At 63.5% G+C, this 16,349-nt stretch carries 17 protein-coding genes and 2 pseudogenes; 8 read left to right on the top strand and 11 right to left on the bottom strand.

Features of this window, described 5'->3' with window-relative positions; translation table 11 throughout:
- The first annotated feature begins 2 nt into the window (after positions 1-2).
- Entirely contained in the window at positions 3-317 is a 315-nt protein-coding gene (locus tag MRB47_RS17550) for a nucleotide pyrophosphohydrolase (RefSeq protein ID WP_011804057.1), read from the top strand.
- A 113-nt stretch (positions 318-430) separates the two neighbouring features.
- Here the strand turns inward: MRB47_RS17550 and MRB47_RS17545 are convergent, their stop codons facing one another.
- The 3 genes from MRB47_RS17545 to MRB47_RS17535 are packed head-to-tail and all read right to left on the bottom strand — an operon-like array spanning position 431 to position 3,381.
- Entirely contained in the window at positions 431-1,462 is a 1,032-nt protein-coding gene (locus MRB47_RS17545) for a DctP family TRAP transporter solute-binding subunit (RefSeq protein WP_012655603.1), read from the bottom strand.
- A 33-nt stretch (positions 1,463-1,495) separates the two neighbouring features.
- A complete protein-coding gene (locus MRB47_RS17540; RefSeq protein WP_252101330.1) occupies positions 1,496-2,794 on the bottom strand; it encodes a TRAP transporter large permease in 1,299 nt (432 codons plus the stop codon).
- On the bottom strand, positions 2,791-3,381 hold the full coding sequence (locus MRB47_RS17535; protein ID WP_012655605.1) for a TRAP transporter small permease: 591 nt from the start codon (positions 3,379-3,381) through the stop codon (positions 2,791-2,793). Before MRB47_RS17535 ends, MRB47_RS17540 begins: the two co-directional genes overlap by 4 nt.
- Positions 3,382-3,608: 227 nt before the next feature.
- Here MRB47_RS17535 and MRB47_RS17530 point away from each other — a divergent pair, with 227 nt between their 5' ends.
- From MRB47_RS17530 to MRB47_RS17505, 6 genes are all read left to right on the top strand, one after another.
- Positions 3,609-4,547, top strand: a complete 939-nt coding sequence (locus tag MRB47_RS17530; RefSeq protein WP_011804061.1) for a LysR family transcriptional regulator — start codon at positions 3,609-3,611, stop codon at positions 4,545-4,547.
- 181 nt (positions 4,548-4,728) lie between these two features.
- Positions 4,729-5,619: an amino acid ABC transporter substrate-binding protein gene (locus MRB47_RS17525; protein ID WP_123674955.1), complete on the top strand. Its 891-nt coding sequence runs from the start codon at positions 4,729-4,731 to the stop codon at positions 5,617-5,619.
- 122 nt (positions 5,620-5,741) lie between these two features.
- The gene (locus MRB47_RS17520; RefSeq protein ID WP_012655608.1) at positions 5,742-6,641 is read left to right on the top strand and encodes a transporter substrate-binding domain-containing protein; all 900 of its coding nucleotides are present in this window, start codon (positions 5,742-5,744) and stop codon (positions 6,639-6,641) included.
- Positions 6,642-6,761: 120 nt separating this feature from the next.
- A complete protein-coding gene (locus tag MRB47_RS17515; RefSeq protein WP_252101329.1) occupies positions 6,762-7,514 on the top strand; it encodes an amino acid ABC transporter permease in 753 nt (250 codons plus the stop codon).
- A 1-nt stretch (position 7,515) separates the two neighbouring features.
- Positions 7,516-8,187 carry an amino acid ABC transporter permease gene (locus MRB47_RS17510; RefSeq protein ID WP_135148815.1) on the top strand — a complete coding sequence of 224 codons (672 nt, stop codon included), beginning with the start codon at positions 7,516-7,518 and terminating at the stop codon, positions 8,185-8,187.
- Positions 8,188-8,209: 22 nt separating this feature from the next.
- A complete protein-coding gene (locus MRB47_RS17505) occupies positions 8,210-8,947 on the top strand; it encodes an amino acid ABC transporter ATP-binding protein (RefSeq protein WP_011804066.1) in 738 nt (245 codons plus the stop codon).
- Positions 8,948-9,222: 275 nt separating this feature from the next.
- Here MRB47_RS17505 and MRB47_RS17500 read toward each other — a convergent pair whose 3' ends face one another.
- On the bottom strand, positions 9,223-10,275 hold the full coding sequence (locus MRB47_RS17500; protein WP_252101328.1) for an ornithine cyclodeaminase: 1,053 nt from the start codon (positions 10,273-10,275) through the stop codon (positions 9,223-9,225).
- 112 nt (positions 10,276-10,387) lie between these two features.
- On the opposite strand from MRB47_RS17500, the gene MRB47_RS17495 reads away from it, so the two are divergent.
- A complete protein-coding gene (locus tag MRB47_RS17495) occupies positions 10,388-10,819 on the top strand; it encodes an Lrp/AsnC family transcriptional regulator (RefSeq protein WP_088887658.1) in 432 nt (143 codons plus the stop codon).
- A 25-nt stretch (positions 10,820-10,844) separates the two neighbouring features.
- On the opposite strand, the gene MRB47_RS17490 is transcribed toward MRB47_RS17495, so the two are convergent.
- The 7 genes and pseudogenes from MRB47_RS17490 to MRB47_RS17460 all read right to left on the bottom strand — a co-directional run bounded on the left by MRB47_RS17490 (position 10,845) and on the right by MRB47_RS17460 (position 16,226).
- Positions 10,845-11,501 (bottom strand): c-type cytochrome, encoded by a 657-nt coding sequence (locus MRB47_RS17490; RefSeq protein WP_252101327.1) that lies wholly within the window; start codon positions 11,499-11,501, stop codon positions 10,845-10,847.
- Positions 11,502-11,597: 96 nt separating this feature from the next.
- Positions 11,598-12,434 carry an HAD hydrolase family protein gene (locus tag MRB47_RS17485; protein WP_252102649.1) on the bottom strand — a complete coding sequence of 279 codons (837 nt, stop codon included), beginning with the start codon at positions 12,432-12,434 and terminating at the stop codon, positions 11,598-11,600.
- 310 nt (positions 12,435-12,744) lie between these two features.
- Positions 12,745-13,185: pseudogene (locus MRB47_RS17480) on the bottom strand (glycosyltransferase family 2 protein); the annotation flags it as partial.
- Positions 13,186-13,220: 35 nt separating this feature from the next.
- Positions 13,221-14,516, bottom strand: a complete 1,296-nt coding sequence (locus MRB47_RS17475) for an ISL3 family transposase (RefSeq protein ID WP_252101325.1) — start codon at positions 14,514-14,516, stop codon at positions 13,221-13,223.
- Positions 14,517-14,648: 132 nt separating this feature from the next.
- Positions 14,649-15,188, bottom strand: a pseudogene (locus MRB47_RS17470) (glycosyltransferase family 2 protein); the annotation flags it as partial.
- Positions 15,189-15,205: 17 nt separating this feature from the next.
- A complete protein-coding gene (locus tag MRB47_RS17465) occupies positions 15,206-15,550 on the bottom strand; it encodes an EamA family transporter (RefSeq protein ID WP_252101324.1) in 345 nt (114 codons plus the stop codon).
- Positions 15,543-16,226, bottom strand: a complete 684-nt coding sequence (locus MRB47_RS17460; RefSeq protein ID WP_252101323.1) for a hypothetical protein — start codon at positions 16,224-16,226, stop codon at positions 15,543-15,545. Before MRB47_RS17460 ends, MRB47_RS17465 begins: the two co-directional genes overlap by 8 nt.
- Between the last annotated feature and the right edge of the window lie 123 nt (positions 16,227-16,349).

The raw sequence follows: 16,349 nt of genomic DNA, 5'->3' as shown, positions 1-16,349 counted from the left end.
GCATGGATATCGCCGCCCTGCAGCGTGAGCTGCGCGCCTTCGCCGCCGCGCGTGACTGGCAGCCCTTTCACACGCCCAAGAACCTGGCCATGGCGCTGATGGTGGAGGCGGCCGAGCTGCAGGAGCTGTTCCAGTGGCTCACGCCGGAGCAGTCGCGCACCTTCACCCAGGACGCCACCGCCCACGAGCGGGTCGGCGACGAGATGGCCGATGTGCTGCTGTACCTGCTGCAGCTGGCGGACCACGCGGGCGTGGACCTGGAAGTTGCCGTGCGGCGCAAGCTGGCCAAGAACGCCGTCAAGCATCCCGTTCCCTGATGCGTGAGGCGTAAAAAAGCGGCTAGCGCCCGTGGTTAGGGCGTTAGCCGCTTTTGATTTGATAGCGCTGGCAGAGCCTGCGCTATGGGGCAAGGCGCCCCATTACTGCCCCATTATTGTTTGCGCGCCGCAATCGCCTTCTCGGCTGCGCTTACCAAGTCGGCGCCGATCTGGCCCTTCCACTTCTCGAACACGGGGCGCGTGGCCTTTACGAAGGCGTCGCGCTCGGCGGGGCTCAGCTGCGTCACGGTCACGCCATTCGCGGCGATGTCCTTGAGCAGGGGCTTGTCGGCCTCGATCATGCCTTTGCGCGCGATGGCAATTTCTTCCTTGCCGGCTTCGATGGCGGCCTGCTTGACGGCTTCGCGGTCTGCGGGCGTCCAGCTGTTCCACACGTCCTTGTTCACCACGAAGATCAGCGGGTCGTTCATGTAGCCCCACATGGTCACGTGCTTCTGTGCCACGGTGTGCAGCTTGGCGGCCTGGTACACGGCGATGGGGTTCTCCTGGCCGTCCACGGCGCCGCTGGCCATGGCGGGCTGTGCGTCGGCCCAGCTCATCTGCGTGGGGTTGGCGCCCAGCGCGGTGAAGGTGTCGAGGAACAGGGGCGAGCCCACCACGCGGATCTTCAGACCCTTGAGGTCGGCGGGGCTCTTGATGGCGTGCTTGGAGTTGCTGATCTCGCGGTAGCCGTTCTCACCCCAGGCCAGTGGCACCACGCCGGCCTTTTCCAGCGTCTGAAAGATGCTCTTGCCGACTTCGCCCTGTGTGACCGCATCGACAGCCGCGTAGTCGGGGAACAGGAAGGGCAGCGAGAACAGGTTCAGCGCCTTCACCTGGGGCGACCAGTTGATGGTGGACCCCACGGCCATGTCGATCACGCCCTGGCGCAGCGCGGAAAACTCACGTGTCTGGTCGCCCTGGATCAGCGACACGCCCGGGTAGAGCTTGATGTTGATGCGGCCCTGGGTTTTCTCTTTGACCTTCTGTGCCCAGATCTCGCCGCCCTTGCCCCACGGGAAGGCGGTGCCCAGTACCAGCGACATGCGGTATTCGCTCTTGTAGTTCTGCGCCAGCGCGGGTGTGCCGAAGGCAAGGGCCGCAGCAGCGGCGACGGCGGAAGTGAGGAAAGTGCGAAGTTTCATGGGACAGGTCTCCTTGGAAAAAATGCGAACGAATCAATAGCCCAGCTGGGCAGGCAGCCACAGGGCCAGCTGCGGGAAGGCGATCACGGCCACCATCACCAGGAACATGGCCAGCAGCATGGGGCCGACCCAGCGCACGGTGGACTCCATGCGCACGCCTGCGATGCGGCAGCTGACCATCAGGTTCACGGCCAGCGGCGGCGTGAACTGGCCCAGTGCGACCTTCAGGGTGAGGATCACGCCGAACCACACCGGGTCCCACTGGTAGTGCTGCATGATGGGCAGCAAGAGCGGCACGAAGATCAGGAAGATCGAGATGCCGTCCAGGAACATGCCCACGGTGATGAGCAGCAGGATCAAAAGCGCCAGCACGCCGTATTCGCCCAGGCCGGAGTTCACGATGGCGTTGGCCACCGGGTCGATCACGCCCAGTGTGGACAGTGAGAACGCGAAGATGCCCGCCAGCGACACCACGATCAGGATCACGGCCGACAGCTCGCCCGCTTCGCGCAGGATGGTGAACAGGTCGCGCACCTGAATGGTGCGGTGGATCACCATGCCCACGAACAGGCCGTAGAACACGGCCACCACGGCGGCCTCGGTGGGTGTGAACCAGCCCGCGCGCATGCCGCCCAGGATCAGCACCGGCGCGGCCAGGCCCCAGGAGGCTTCGCGCAGGCTGCGCCAGAACGGCGGGCGGGGCATGTCGGCTTCCAGGTGGCCCATGCGGTGGTGGCGCGCCATCCACACGGCCGGCACGATGAGCGCAATGCCCGCCAGCACGCCCGGCACCATGCCCGCCGCGAACAAGGCCGGCACCGAGGCCCCGGGCACCAACACCGAATAGATGATGAACGCCACCGAAGGCGGGATGAGGATGTCCGTGGCTGCGGCCGCCCCCACCACACTCGCCGAGAAGCTGCCGGGGTAGCCCGCGCGGCTCATGGCCGCGATCATCACCCCGCCCACGGCGGCCGCGTTGGCCGGGCCCGAGCCCGAGATGCCGCCCAGGAACATGGCCACGGCAATCGCCACCAGCGGCAGCATGCCCGGTCCGCGCCCGACCATGGACACAGCAAAGTTCACCAGGCGCAGCGCCACGCCCGAACGGTCGAAGATCGAGCCCACCAGCACGAACATGGGAATCGCCAGCAGCGGGTACTTGCCCAGCCCGGCGTAGAAGTTCTGCGGCACGGCGAGCAGGCCAAACCACTGCGTCTCGGCATTGGCCAGCGCAATGGCGGCGGCGCCGGCCAACCCCAGGGCGGCGCCGATGGGCACACCCACAAACATCAGCACCAGGAAGGCGACGAAGAGCAGCGTGGCGATCATGGCTGGCGCTCTCCGTTGTCGTCTGCGTCATTGCCGAGAAACTCCACGTCCGGCTGGCGCGTGCGGCGGATCAGCAGGCCAATGGCGCGCCAGGTGATGAGCAGCGAGAGGATGGGCAGCCAGACCGAGTACCACCACTGCGGCACGCCGATGCCGGGCGAGGTTTCTTCGAAGCGGTAGTCGTCCCAGACCACGCGCACGCTGAGCACGGCGATCACCGCGAACAGCACGGCCACCAGCAGTGCGCCAAGTTGCGCCAACCGGCGGCGGCGGGCTGCGGAGCCGCTGTCGCAGAAGAATTCGATGCGGATGTGGCGGTCGCGCGCCACGGCGGCAGAGCCAGCCACCAGGGCCAGCACGATCATCAGGAAGACCGAGAGCTCCTCGGTCCAGGCAAAGGACGAATTGGTGAAATAGCGCACGAGCACGTTGGCAAACGTGATCAGCGCCAGCAGCGCCATGACGATGACGGTGAGCCAGTCCTCGATGCGCAGGGAACGGGGTTCGCTGGAGGCGGGGGCGCTAGAGACGCGCGCGCCATCCGGGGCGGCATCGTCGGCCGGCCCGGGGGTAGGTAGGGAGGACATGGGGGCAGAGAACAGAAAAGTCGAACATGAAAGGCTGGCCGCTCTGCCCTCCGGTGTTGTGCACCAGGGGCCTGGTCGAAGGATTGCGCTGTGGGCGCGAGAGGGCCTATTTTGCAATCAAACGTACGGTGCTCCGCCGCAGGGTGTTCCCCAGGAGGGCGCTGGGGCGGGCCAGTCGCGCTCAACAGGGGGAGAAGGCCTGCCTGGGCGCATCGATAATGCGGGCCATGGAAACCAAATGGCTCGAAGACTTCGTCAGCCTGGCAGAAACGCGCAGCTTCAGCCGCTCGGCGCAATTGCGCCATGTGACACAGCCCGCTTTTTCGCGGCGCATCCAGGCGCTGGAGGCCTGGGCCGGCACCGATCTGGTGGACCGCAGTTCCTACCCCACGCGGCTGACGGCCGCGGGCAACACGCTGTACGACCAGGCGCTGGAGGTGCTGCAGGCGCTGCAGAACACGCGCGCCATGCTGCGCGCGCACACCAGCGCGGGCACCGACATGATCGAGTTCGCCGTGCCGCATACGCTGGCGTTCACTTTTTTTCCGGCCTGGGTGTCGGCGCTGCGGGCGGACTTCGGCCCGCTCAAAAGCCGGCTGATCGCCCTGAATGTGCACGACGCGGTGATGCGCCTCGTGGAGGGCGGCTGCGATCTGCTCATCTCCTACCACCATCCATCTCAGCCCCTGCAACTGGACCCGGACCGTTACGAGATGGTGACGCTGGGGCAGGAGGTCCTGGCCCCCTACGCCAAGGCGGGCGCTGATGGTCAGCCGCTGTTTTGCCTGCCGGGCCGGCCTGGCGAGCCGCTGCCCTACCTGGGGTATGCGCCAGGGGCCTACTTGGGGCGCGTGACGGAGCTGATCCTCAAGCAGGCGGGGACGGCCATCCACTTGGACCGCGTGTACGAAACGGATATGGCCGAAGGCCTGAAGGCCATGGCGCTGGAAGGGCACGGCGTCGCCTTCTTGCCCTACAGCGCGGTGAAGAAGGAACTGCGTTCGCGCAAGCTCCTGAGCGCGGCGCCGCCCGATGCGCAGGACCTGCAGATGGTGATGGAAGTGCGCGCCTACCGCGAAAAGCCTTCGCGCAAGGAGCCTGCCAAGGGCCTGGCCCAGTCCCTGTGGACGTACCTGCAGACGCGCGCCGGACAGAACCCCATCTGACGCGGGCGCACCACACTTGGCATGCAAGTCTTGCATGCAAACCCACATCCCTGGCATTGGATTGCGTGGTCACGCGACATTACAGTCTTTGAAACTAAATGTGGCAACGCACGGTCGCACCGAAACATGGCGCGCACCTGGTGCGGAGATTGCTAAGCCATGCACAAGGGAGATCCTCTGAATGAATTGCAAGCAAGGATGGAAGGCGCTGGGCGCCGCGGTGGCGCTGTGCTGCGCCGTGGGCGCGCAAGCCCAAGGGGTGCTGGAGCGTGTGCGCGGCGGCGGACCGCTGGTGCTGGCGCACCGTGAATCGTCGGTGCCGTTTTCGTACGTGCACGAGGGCAAGCCCATGGGCTACGCCCTGGACCTGTGCCTGCATATCGCCGAAGTGGTGCGCAAGAAGACCGGCATGAAGAACATGCCGGTGCAGTTGGTGCAGGTGACACCCGCCAATCGCATTGAGATGGTGAAGACCGGCAAGGCCGATATGGAATGCGGCTCCACCACCAACAACGCCGAGCGCCGCAAGGATGTGGCCTTCACCATTCCGCACTTCATCACGGGTGCGCGCCTGCTGGTGCCCGCGGCCAGCACGGTGACGCGCATGGAGGATCTGGAAGGCAAGAAGCTCGTGTCCACCAAAGGCACGACGCCCTACAAAGCGGCCGAGCAGGCCAACCGCGAACGGCTGATGCGCATCCAGATGGTGGAGGCGCCCGACCATGAGGCCGCGGTGGTCATGGTGGAGAAGGGCCAGGCCGACGCCTTCGTGATGGACGATGTGCTGTTGTATGGCTTGGCGGCCAACCGCCCCGACCCCAAGGCGCTGAAGGTGGTGGGCCGCTTCGTCACCACCGAGCCGCTGGCGATCATGCTTCCCAAGAACGATCCCGAGTTCAAGAAGTTGGTGGACGAGGAGATGCGCCGCCTGATCGTGAGCAATGAGATCAACGCCATCTACGACAAGTGGTTCATGCAGCCCATTGCGCCTACCCACCGTGCGCTGAACCTGCCCGTGAGCTACCTGCTGCGGGACTTCTGGAAATACCCTACCGATCAGGTCCCCTTCTGAACCCACAATACGCCCCTGTCTTGAACGTGCCGCAGGGTGTGGCTTGACCGCCATCGGTTCCTCAGAACGGTCGTTCGATTTCAATACACTTCGCTTTTCGCTTCACCCACAAGGAGATATTCATGAAGAAGCATTTGCTGGCCGCAGCCATTACCGTCCTGGCCGCTGGTAGCGCGTTCGCACAGGCCAACGACACCCTGGCCAAGATCAAATCTACGGGTGCCGTGACGCTGGGTGTGCGCGAGTCCTCGGGCCTGGGCTACACCCTGGGCAACGGCAAGTACGTAGGCTTCCACACCGAGATGGGTGAGCGCATCCTGGCCGACATCCAGAAGCAGCTGGGCCTGGCCAACATGGAGATCAAGTACCAGCCGGTGACCTCGCAGAACCGCATTCCGCTGGTGACCAACGGCACGGTGGACATTGAGTGTGGCTCCACCACCAACAACACCGCACGCCAGAAGGACGTGGCCTTCGCCGTGACCACCTACGTGGAAGAAGTGCGCATCGCCGTGAACGCCAAGTCGGGCATTACCGGCATCAAGGACCTGAACGGCAAGACCATCGTCACCACCACCGGCACGACGTCGGTGCAGACGCTGCGCAAGAACAAGCGCGCCGATGGCCTGACTTTCAAGGAAGTCATGGGCAAGGACCACGCCGACAGCTTCCTGATGCTGGAGACGGGCCGTGCCGACGCCTTCATCATGGACGGCTCCATCCTGGCGGCCAACATCTCCAAGTCCAAGAACCCTGCCGATTTCAAGATCGTGGGTGAAGTGCTGTCGGTGGAGCCCATTGCCTGCATGCTGCGCAAGGACGATCCCGCCTTCAAGAAGGCCGTGGACGATTCCATCAAGCGCCAGATCGCAGATGGCAGCCTGGCCAAGCTGTACGACAAGTGGTTCATGCAACCCATCCCGCCGGCCAACGTGAAGATCGGCCTGCCGCTGTCCGAAGCTACGAAGAACGCATGGGCCCACCCCAACGACAAGCCCATGGAGTCGTACGAAGTCAAGTAATCGGCTTGCATTGCATCGCCCCTTCGGCCTCTGGGCCCGAAGGGGCGTTTTTTGTTGTTGCGCCAGCGCAGCCATGCGCCGCCGCGGCAACACGGATCGAAGAATAGAAGGGGTGCTCCTATGAATTGGGATTGGCAGGTGTTCTGCCAGGACACCATTACCCAAGAGGTCGGTCAAAGCTGCTTCGGCAAGAACGGCGACATCACCTACCTCGACTGGATGCTGTCAGCATGGGGCTGGACGGTATCCGTTTCCTTGCTGTCGCTGGCCGTTGCGCTGGTGGTCGGTTCACTGGTCGGCACGCTGCGCACGCTGGAAGGCCGTCCATGGACGGTGCGCCTGGGCAATGCCTGGGTCGAGCTGTTTCGCAACATTCCGCTGCTGGTGCACATCTTTGTGTGGTATCACGTGGTGCCGTCGATCTTCCCGGCCATGAAGTCGCTGCCGGGCTTCGTGCTGGTGGTGTTTGCGCTGGGCTTTTTCACCTCGGCGCGTATCGCCGAGCAGGTGCGCTCGGGCATCCAGGCGTTGCCGCGCGGCCAGCGCTATGCGGGCATGGCGCTGGGCTTCACCACGTTCCAGTACTACCGCTACGTGCTGCTGCCGATGGCGTTTCGCATCATCATCCCGCCGCTCACCAGCGAGACCATGAACGTGTTCAAGAACTCGTCGGTGGCGTTTGCCGTTTCCGTGGCCGAGCTGACCATGTTCGCCATGCAGGCGCAGGAAGAGACTTCACGCGGCATCGAGGTGTACCTGGCCGTCACGGCGCTGTACATCATCTCGGCCTTTGCCATCAACCGCATCATGGTGTTCATCGAAAAGCGCACGCGGGTGCCGGGCCTGATTGCCGCAGGCGGGGGAGGACACTGATATGAACCTGAATATCGATTGGTCCTTCTTCACCTGGGAGCTGTTCAGCAACTTCGTGATCAAGGGGCTGTACTTCAGCCTGGTGCTGACGGTGATCGCCACCGTGGGCGGCATCCTGCTGGGCACGGTGCTGGCGCTCATGCGCCTGTCGGGCAAGAAGTGGCTGGACGTGCCGGCCACCATCTATGTCAACGGCATGCGCTCGATTCCGCTGGTGATGGTGATCCTGTGGTTCTTCCTGCTGGTGCCCATGATCATCGGTCGCCCCATCGGCGCCGAGGGGTCGGCGGTGGTGACCTTCATCGCCTTCGAAGCCGCCTACTTCAGCGAAATCATGCGCGCAGGCATCCAGTCCATCCCGCGCGGCCAGGTGTTCGCGGGGCAGGCGCTGGGCATGACCTACGGGCAGAACATGCGCCTGGTGGTGCTGCCGCAGGCCTTCCGCAACATGCTGCCGGTGCTGCTCACGCAGACCATCATCCTGTTCCAGGACACGTCGCTGGTGTACGCCATCGGTGCCTACGACATGCTCAAGGGCTTCGAGATCGCGGGCAAGAACTATGGCCGCCCGATCGAGGCCTACCTGGCCGCGGCCGTGGTCTATTTCATCCTCTGCTACGCGCTGTCCTGGCTGGTCAAGCGCCTGCACAAGAAGATCGCCATCATTCGCTGAAGCGGCGTTCCAAGGAATTGCAATGATTGAACTGAAGAACGTTTCCAAGTGGTACGGCAGCTTCCAGGTGCTCACGGACTGCTCCACGAACATCCAGAAGGGTGAGGTGGTGGTGGTCTGCGGGCCCTCCGGCTCTGGCAAGTCCACCCTCATCAAGACCATCAACGCGCTGGAGCCCTTCCAGAAGGGCGAGATCTTCGTGGACGGCGTGGCCGTGCACGACCCCAAGACGGACCTGCCCAAGCTGCGCAGCCGCGTGGGCATGGTGTTCCAGCACTTCGAGCTGTTTCCCCACCTGTCGGTGACCGAGAACCTGACCATCGCGCAGATCAAGGTGCTGGGCCGCAACCCCACCGACGCCAAGGCGCGCGGCCTGAAGATGCTGGAGCGCGTGGGCTTGACGGCGCACAAGGACAAGTTCCCCGGCCAGCTGTCGGGCGGTCAGCAGCAGCGCGTGGCGATCGCACGCGCACTGTCGATGGACCCCATCGTGATGCTGTTCGACGAGCCGACCTCGGCGCTGGACCCCGAAATGGTGGGCGAGGTGTTGGATGTCATGGTGGGCCTGGCCCAGGAGGGCATGACCATGATGTGCGTGACGCACGAGATGGGCTTCGCGCGCAAGGTGAGCAACCGCGTGATCTTCATGGACGTGGGCGGCAAGATCCTGGAGGACTGCTCGAAGGAGGAATTCTTCGGCAACCCCGAGGCGCGCCAGCCGCGCACCAAGGACTTCCTCAACAAGATCCTGCAGCATTGATTCCGCATACCCCCTGAGGCGCTTCGCGCCTTCCCCCACACTCGCAGCGCTGCGCTGCAGGAGGGGGCGCAGCCGGCGGCAGGGCAGAGCCCGGCCCACGGCTGCCATGGTCCGGGGCGCGCCAGTGGGATGGGCCGTGGCCCAGGTTTGCCCGGGTGGCGTACAAAAGCAAAAGGGCAAAAGGGCAAAAGGCGCCAATGGCGCCTTTTGCTTTTATTTTGATAGCTGCTAGCGCTTTATGGATGGGTGTTAGAGCCTGATTTGGCTTGAGTCGGTCAAGCCACGCGCCGCAGCCGCGTGCGGCCTTGGGCGCCAGCGCCGCGCGTGCGGCCGAACAGGTCCTTGGGGTCGTCTGTGGGCACCAGCTCCACATCCACGCCCAGGCCGCGCGCCTGGGCCTGCTGGTACAGGTAGCGCAGTGCGGAGTAGTCCTCCAGCGCAAAGCCCACGGAATCAAACACCGTGACTTCGTCGGCCCGCGTGCGCCCCGGCGCGTCGCCGCGCAGCACCCGCCAAAGCTCGGTAACGGGATGGTCCGCGGGCAATTGCTGGATCTCGCCCTCCACGCGGCTTTGCGGCTCGTATTCCACGACCACGCGCGCCCCGCGCAGCACATCGGGGTGCAGTTCCGTTTTGCCGGGGCAGTCGCCGCCCACGGCATTCAGGTGCATGCCGGGTTCCACCATCGCGGGAGTGAGGATGGTGGCGCGGCTCTTGTCGGCGGTGACCGTGGTCACGATGTCCGCGCCGCGCACGGCCTCGGCCGTGCTGGCGGCGCGCTCCACGGTGAGGCCATCGACGTGCGCCAGGTTGCGCACCAGCTTGTCGGTGGCGGCGGGGTCGGTGTCGTACACCCGCAGTTCGCGGATGCCCAGCAACGCGTGGAAGGCCAGGGCCTGGAACTCCGCCTGCGCCCCGTTGCCAACCAGCGCCATGCGGCGGCTGCCGGGTCGTGCAAGCGCCTGCGCCGCCAGCGCCGACGTGGCAGCGGTGCGCAGCGCCGTGGTCAGCGTCAGCTCCGACAGCAGCAGCGGATAGCCGGTACGGACCTCCGCCAGCACGCCGAAGGCCATCACTGTGGGCAGTCCGCTGGCAGGGTTGCCGGGATGGCCGTTCACATACTTGAAGCTGTAGAGCGCATCGTCAGCCACGGGCATCAGCTCAATCACGCCGCGCGGGCTGTGGCTGGCCGTGCGGGCGGACTTGTCAAAAGACTCCCAACGCAGGAAGTCGGCGCGAAGCTCGGCCGCCAGCTCGGTCATGCAGCGTGCGGCACCCCGTTCATGCACGAAGTCAGCAAGGGTCGGCAAGTCAATGAGGCGTGTCATGGTGTCGGTCCAACGTGTTTCCCCATTGTGGACAGGCCCTGCGCTTGGTGCCAGCCTGCAAACTGCTCAATAAGCGCAGAAAACTGGCGTTTCGCCAGCAACCCGTGGCACTATGCGCAACATGGACGACGTCGACCGCGAGATCATTGCCCTGCTGCGTGCGGATGCCCGCATGCCGGTGGCGGCGCTCGCCGCACGTCTGCGCGTGGCCCGGGGCACCGTTCAGAACCGCCTGCGCCGGCTGGAGGAAGAGGGCGTCATCGTCGGGTACACCGTGCGGCTGCGCCCCGAGTCGGAGCCCCACCGGATCCGCGCCTGGATGAGCATTGCAGTGGAAGGGAACGCGGCGCCTGACGTGATTCGCGCCCTGCGTGGAGAGCCGCTGGTCGGCGCGCTGCACAGTACCAACGGCCGCTGGGACATCGTGGCCGAGCTGCATGCGCAGAGCCTGGAGGAATTCGACCTGGCGCTCACGCGCATTCGGCTCACGCCGGGCATCGCGCGCACCGAAACCAGCATCCTGCTGTCCACGTACAAGCTGTGATCGTCCCGCCCGAGCGGGCAGTGCTTCACTGCATCGACGAGACGTACGCCACCAGCGACTCGATGTCGGCGTCCGTGAGGAGCTTGGTGTTAGGCGTCATGATCGAATTGGCGCGCGTGTTTGGGCCGTCGCGGTAACGCTTGAGAGTGCTGCGCAGGTAGTCGGTCTGCTGGCCGGCAATGCGTGCGATCTGGTCGTTGCCCCGGCCCATGTCGCCATGGCAGCGAAAACAGTTCTTGCCGAAGATCTCCTGCCCCTTGGCCTGCAGCGCTGCGTCCGCCACGGGTTTGGGAGTGACGGGCTGCGCGGCGTAGAAGAGCACCATGCCGATCTTCTCGTCGCTGTTCATCGCACGGATCATGCCTTCCATGAACTCGTAGCGGCGGCGCCCGTCTGCGAACTGCCGCACCTGCTCAAGCAGATAGGCCGGGTTCTGGCCCGCGAGGTTGGGAACCGAAGGCTTGGTGCTGTTGCCACCGTCCCCATGGCAGTTGGCGCACACCGCCGAGACCTTGCGGCCCACCTTGTAGAGATCGTCGGCCAGCTTGGGGTCCGCCATGGCTTGCTGCAAGCGCGTGTCGATGTCCACCTTGCTGCGGCCGGCCTGGGCCATCGCCGCGGGTTGCGACGCCAGCCCGGCGAACAACGCCAGCGCCAGCATTGCGGGAATGCGCCTTGCCATGGTGTAACCCTTTTTGTGAAAAGGGTCATTTTAGAAGGCGAGTTGTGAAGCTCCGGTGGCGTTTTGGTAGTGCAACGCGCACTTGGACGGTCGATGTCAGCGATCGTTGATGGCGAGCAAGGATTGCGCAAGTTCTGCAAACCCTGCCCCGCGCTCGCCCTGCGTCACATAGCGCGGCAGATGCTGCAGTTGGGGCACGAAACGCGCAATATTGGCCACACCCACACTGTGTGGGAAGTGCGCAAACATGAGTTGGTCATTGGTGGAGTCTCCGATGTAGACCCAGTGCTCCAGCTCGGCGTCCAGATCGCGCCCGAACAGCTCGCGCACGATCCATCGCGCACCCTCCAGCTTGTTGTGCGCGCCGAACCAGCCGTTGATGTGGATGCTGCTCACGGTGGCGTTCATGCCCGCGGCATGCATCAGGGCGACAGCCTGGTCGATGGCCGCCTGGGGCAGGTGCGTGAATTCACTGTGGTCGATGGCGATGTCCGTCTCGCGCCCCGGCGAGTCGGTGGCGCGCCGGGCGCCGGGCACGGCGGCTTCAATCTCGGCCAACACCTGTTGCATGCGCGCGAAGTTGGAGGCGCGCGTGGCGGCGTCCTGTTGATACAACTTTAATAGCTGCTCGCGCTTATCGCACGGGGACTGTAGGCCATTTGGGTCAAAATTTCGGGGCGCCCGCAGCAGCGCCACCGCGCCGTTCTCAGCAACGATGCTGTCCACGGGCCAGGCGGCGGCAAAAGGCTCGCTCCAGCCCACCGGCCGGCCCGTGATTGGAATGACGTGCAGCCCTGCGGCTTTCAGGTCGGCCAGTGCCTGCAGGGCATCGGCGGTGATGGCGCCGTCGGTGGTCAGGGTGTCGTCGATGTCGGTAAACACACCATGGATTGGCGCCCGCGCGGAGCATGGCCAATCGCTCAGAGAATGCATCATTGCTTGGCAAATTCGATGATGGCCCGATAGAACTTGTCGGATCCATCTTTGGGATTGTGAGGGCCTAGTTCGATGCGGTTCACGCCTTATTCGGCGCTCCCCGTGCGTGCAACAGGACGGCTCGACAGTGTAGAGTCGGCAATGCTGGTGTCCTGCCGTGCCTCACTGCAGTAATACGTTCCGGCGATCGGCGAGGCTAGGATGAGGGTTCTGGGTTCGGATTGCGGCGCAGTCTGAGCATGGCCTTCAGACATCACTACACCTACGGCTCCGAGAGCCGAGGCGAAGAAACAGGATGGCTTCAGGTTTATTGATTGTCATGCGTCCTGCTGTCTAATGATTGGCTCAGCGGTTCTGTGGGAGCATTGCTCACGTCGTAGTGCAGAAATGCAATCAGGAACTGGATGCCGATCAGAATAGGCAATGCGGCCAGCATGACCGTGCCGCTGGTGGCAGGGTTGTGTGAGAGTGTACTGTCGAGCCAGCGTACGGTGCCAAACACGGTCCCCACTAAGACTAGCAACCCGCCAAATATGCTGTAGAGGGAACCTACGTTGAAATCGCGAATAAGGTAGTTGTAGATGTACCTGCGCCACAAGCGTGAGGCGTGCTTGCGCAGGAACTCGGGCAGCACTTTGCCGACCTTGAGGTTGGATTCTTCGTCGGCGTACACGGAATCCATTGGTACGTCTCGTACCACTGCACGCAGCGTGTTCAGGCGAAACAACATATCCGTCTCGAAGAAATAGGGCTCCATGTCGTTTCGTGTGGAAAGCAACACCGTCACTGGGGCATCGCCGGCGCGAACGGGCTGGCCGGCAGGTGCTTGAGCTTGGACATGCGCAGGTAGGCGATGGCGATGAAGTTCTGGCTCGTCCTGAAGCCGCGTGCGGCGCGCTTGGCCTGCTGCAGCAGCCCGTTCATCGCCTCGACGAAGGCGTTGCTGCGGTGATCGACCATGCTGCGCACCACCGCGTCGAACCGCTCCTTGAGCGTGGCGGCCAGCTTCTTGAACGGCTCGAGCCGACAGCGCCGCGCCCAGCTCAGCCAGGCCCTGAGGTCGGATGCGGCCTGTTCGATGCTGTTGTGCGCTGTGGCCCGCGCGTACACCTCGCGCAGCGCCATCTTCAGCCGCCACGCCCGCGCGCTCTTGAGCGTCGAGCGCTGCAGCCAGTGCATCGCCTGGATCTGGCGGGCGCTCCAGGTGCTGGGGTTGCGCCGCATGCCCCACAGCAGCTGCCTGAGCGTCTTGCGGCCGCCAGCGCCCAGCGCGGCTCGCACCGCCTGCGCGTCGGTGGCCATCTCCGCGCGGCGCACCTGGTCCATCGCATCGATGGCCATCGAGACGACGTGAAAGCGGTCGTAGCTGATCTGCGCCTGGGGCAGCGCCAGCGCCACGCCCTTGGCGTAGGCCGCGCTCATGTCCATGCACACGTGCCGCACCTGGGCGGGATCGCCGCCATGGGCCTTCAGATCCTCGGCGAACTCCACCACCGTGCGGTGCTCGCGCCCCTCGGTGGCCAACAGCAGCCGCTTGCGATCCAGGTCGTGCACGACGGTGATGTAGTGCTGCCCGCGCCGCAGGCTGGTCTCGTCGATGCCCACCGTGCGCACGCCGGCGAAGTCTTCCAGCGCACGCGCCTGCTCGACGTAGAACTCGATGCGCCGCCACAGCCGCTTGTCCTTGCAGCGCAGCAACTCGGCGGCCTGGCGCACCGGCAGGTCCAGGCACAAGGTCAGCGCCAGCGCTTCGAACGCCGCGGTGAAGCCCGAGCCCGGACGCGCCCAGGGCACGGCCACCTGCGTGGTCTTGCCGCAGGCACCGCAGGCCACGCGCGGCACGTCGCAATGCAGCCAGGCCTCGAACTGGAAGAAGTCCAGGTGCCGCCAGGATCGGCGCAGCCGGTCGTGCACCGGTTGCGTGGCCGCACCGCATGCCGGGCAGGCGAGCCTGCTGGTGTGGCAGCCGATCTCGAAGTCGATACGCCGCTTGGCGGTGTCGAGCCTGACGTCATCGACGACCCACGGCGGCTGCAAGCCCAGCGCGCTGGTGAACAGAGCTTCTACGGCAATGCCCATGGACTCATCCTCCTGATCAAACACGCCTCGTGGACATGTGCACAGGCCGGCCAGCGGCCTGCACACATGCCCACCGGGCTCGACGACCAGGAGTCATTGTGACTGTTGGGTTCCACACGAAATGACGAAGAGCCAGAAATAGCGGCGCTCCAGTTTGTCCAGCGGCATCTCTGCCAACACGCAGGTGCGTATGGCGGTGTAGCCGTTGGTCGGATCCATCACATTCCAATAACCGCAACTCAGCTTGGTCATGAACGACAGCACGGCATTACCAAACAACCGCACCGGCGGCATACCCTGGACTGACTCAGGGCGGAAGAAACGGTTGCCTTTGGTGTAGTCGGCCTTTCCTTGCAGGAGTGGGCGCACAAAAAGCGGCAATAAAGTTGGGTCCATCTGCCCATCGCCATCAATCTTGACGACGATGTCCATGCCATCGGTCATCGCGGCTTTATAGGCCGTCACGATGGCACCGCCCACGCCGCGGTTCTCGGGGTTATAGAGGACGCACACACGGGGGTCCTGGTTGTGCTCTTCGATGAAGCGGCCACTATGCTGGGGGCAGGCATCATCCACTGCGTAGATCACCTCAACTTCCGGCCCGATGCTGTCAATCACGCCAATGACGTGTTGCGTAACTTTATAGCAAGGGATGGCAACGGCTATGCGCATGGTGAATTGAGTTCGGTTCAATGGGACGTGAGCATGATGCCTGCGAGGATCAAAAAACCACCTGCAAAAGTTTTCCAATGCAGGGGCTCGTTTAGCACCAGCCATGCAAGCGTTGGGACAAAAAGGAATGCAAGTCCCATGAATGGATATGCGAGGTTTAAAGGTACTTGGCGCAGGATCCACACCCACCCCAATGTGGTCGCACCGTAGAGCATCAAGGATGCGATTAGCCATCCGTTCAACACTAGCGAGCGCCATGTCACCGGAGCATCGAATCCAGCGGCAGCCTTCTTGAAAAGGATCTGGCCGATGCTGATGCACAAAACGCAAAGTAAGGTCAGCGCAATAGTGGTTCTAGGCATGGCCAAAATCTGGTTGGGAGTAGAGGGCTGGTAGCAGTGCCAAAGGAGCGGTAAAGAATGCGAGGAGATACCGGTACTCACCCGCGATGGAAAACGTGAAGACGGCGATGAACTGCAATGCGTAGATCCCAACCATCGTGCAGACGGCGATATCGCGGTGTTTCATGCAGCGGCGTGCACCCACCGCAATTAGGGCTAGCCCCAGCCACGGTGCCCAATAAATCGCCCTGTATTTAATGGAAAAATCAAACCATCCAAGCAAGTACTTGTCTGTGGGTAAGTTGACCGACTCGGCCATGGAAACCGACTTCGTCCTGGGGAGCAAGAATTTGGCGCCCAGCGGTCCCGGCATGGAAGCACGGGCCATGGCAGCATAGAAAAATATGTTGACACGGCTAGCTGCAAATGCAGGGAAGTTGTGCCAGAGGTTGTATTTAAAGAATTCTTGGATGATGATTTTTTTGTCTTTTTTGGGAAGTGACAAGAGCGCAGGCCCTTTTGGAAAGAAGATCAGAGGGTCCCAGTAGTAGTGGTCATAGTAGTCGCTGATTTGCTCTAGCGTTGCGCCACCAGCCGTTAACGACTCTAGAGTCTTTGGTGTAACCCGGGGTTCATTGAATTCCCAAAGTCCCATTGGCCGATGTTCAAGGAAGCCCACGGTTTCGTAGAGGGCCAAAGGGAAAAAAGAGCCAATCGGGTTACTAGCCGTTCCGTTAAGGTGTTGCTAAGCCCTTGATTCAAGCCCCTCTGCTTCGGCACGAGGGGCTTCGTTTCTTTGGTCGCTATAAGGGACATGCTG

The organism is Diaphorobacter sp. LI3 (assembly GCF_022807955.1).
Taxonomy (GTDB): Bacteria; Pseudomonadota; Gammaproteobacteria; order Burkholderiales; family Burkholderiaceae_C; genus Diaphorobacter; species Diaphorobacter nitroreducens.
The sequence above is the reverse complement of the archived record's forward strand: the minus strand, read 5'-3'. Positions and strand labels throughout refer to the sequence as shown.

What these genes read in the sequence shown, in the direction of transcription:
- MRB47_RS17550 (WP_011804057.1), top strand. Translation starts at nt 3, where the DNA reads ATGGATATCGCCGCCCTGCAGCGTGAGCTGCGCGCCTTCGCCGCCGCG.
- MRB47_RS17545 (WP_012655603.1), bottom strand. Translation starts at nt 1,462, where the DNA reads ATGAAACTTCGCACTTTCCTCACTTCCGCCGTCGCCGCTGCTGCGGCC.
- MRB47_RS17540 (WP_252101330.1), bottom strand. Translation starts at nt 2,794, where the DNA reads ATGATCGCCACGCTGCTCTTCGTCGCCTTCCTGGTGCTGATGTTTGTG.
- MRB47_RS17535 (WP_012655605.1), bottom strand. Translation starts at nt 3,381, where the DNA reads ATGTCCTCCCTACCTACCCCCGGGCCGGCCGACGATGCCGCCCCGGAT.
- MRB47_RS17530 (WP_011804061.1), top strand. Translation starts at nt 3,609, where the DNA reads ATGGAAACCAAATGGCTCGAAGACTTCGTCAGCCTGGCAGAAACGCGC.
- MRB47_RS17525 (WP_123674955.1), top strand. Translation starts at nt 4,729, where the DNA reads ATGAATTGCAAGCAAGGATGGAAGGCGCTGGGCGCCGCGGTGGCGCTG.
- MRB47_RS17520 (WP_012655608.1), top strand. Translation starts at nt 5,742, where the DNA reads ATGAAGAAGCATTTGCTGGCCGCAGCCATTACCGTCCTGGCCGCTGGT.
- MRB47_RS17515 (WP_252101329.1), top strand. Translation starts at nt 6,762, where the DNA reads ATGAATTGGGATTGGCAGGTGTTCTGCCAGGACACCATTACCCAAGAG.
- MRB47_RS17510 (WP_135148815.1), top strand. Translation starts at nt 7,516, where the DNA reads ATGAACCTGAATATCGATTGGTCCTTCTTCACCTGGGAGCTGTTCAGC.
- MRB47_RS17505 (WP_011804066.1), top strand. Translation starts at nt 8,210, where the DNA reads ATGATTGAACTGAAGAACGTTTCCAAGTGGTACGGCAGCTTCCAGGTG.
- MRB47_RS17500 (WP_252101328.1), bottom strand. Translation starts at nt 10,275, where the DNA reads ATGACACGCCTCATTGACTTGCCGACCCTTGCTGACTTCGTGCATGAA.
- MRB47_RS17495 (WP_088887658.1), top strand. Translation starts at nt 10,388, where the DNA reads ATGCGCAACATGGACGACGTCGACCGCGAGATCATTGCCCTGCTGCGT.
- MRB47_RS17490 (WP_252101327.1), bottom strand. Translation starts at nt 11,501, where the DNA reads ATGGCAAGGCGCATTCCCGCAATGCTGGCGCTGGCGTTGTTCGCCGGG.
- MRB47_RS17485 (WP_252102649.1), bottom strand. Translation starts at nt 12,434, where the DNA reads ATGCATTCTCTGAGCGATTGGCCATGCTCCGCGCGGGCGCCAATCCAT.
- MRB47_RS17475 (WP_252101325.1), bottom strand. Translation starts at nt 14,516, where the DNA reads ATGGGCATTGCCGTAGAAGCTCTGTTCACCAGCGCGCTGGGCTTGCAG.
- MRB47_RS17465 (WP_252101324.1), bottom strand. Translation starts at nt 15,550, where the DNA reads ATGCCTAGAACCACTATTGCGCTGACCTTACTTTGCGTTTTGTGCATC.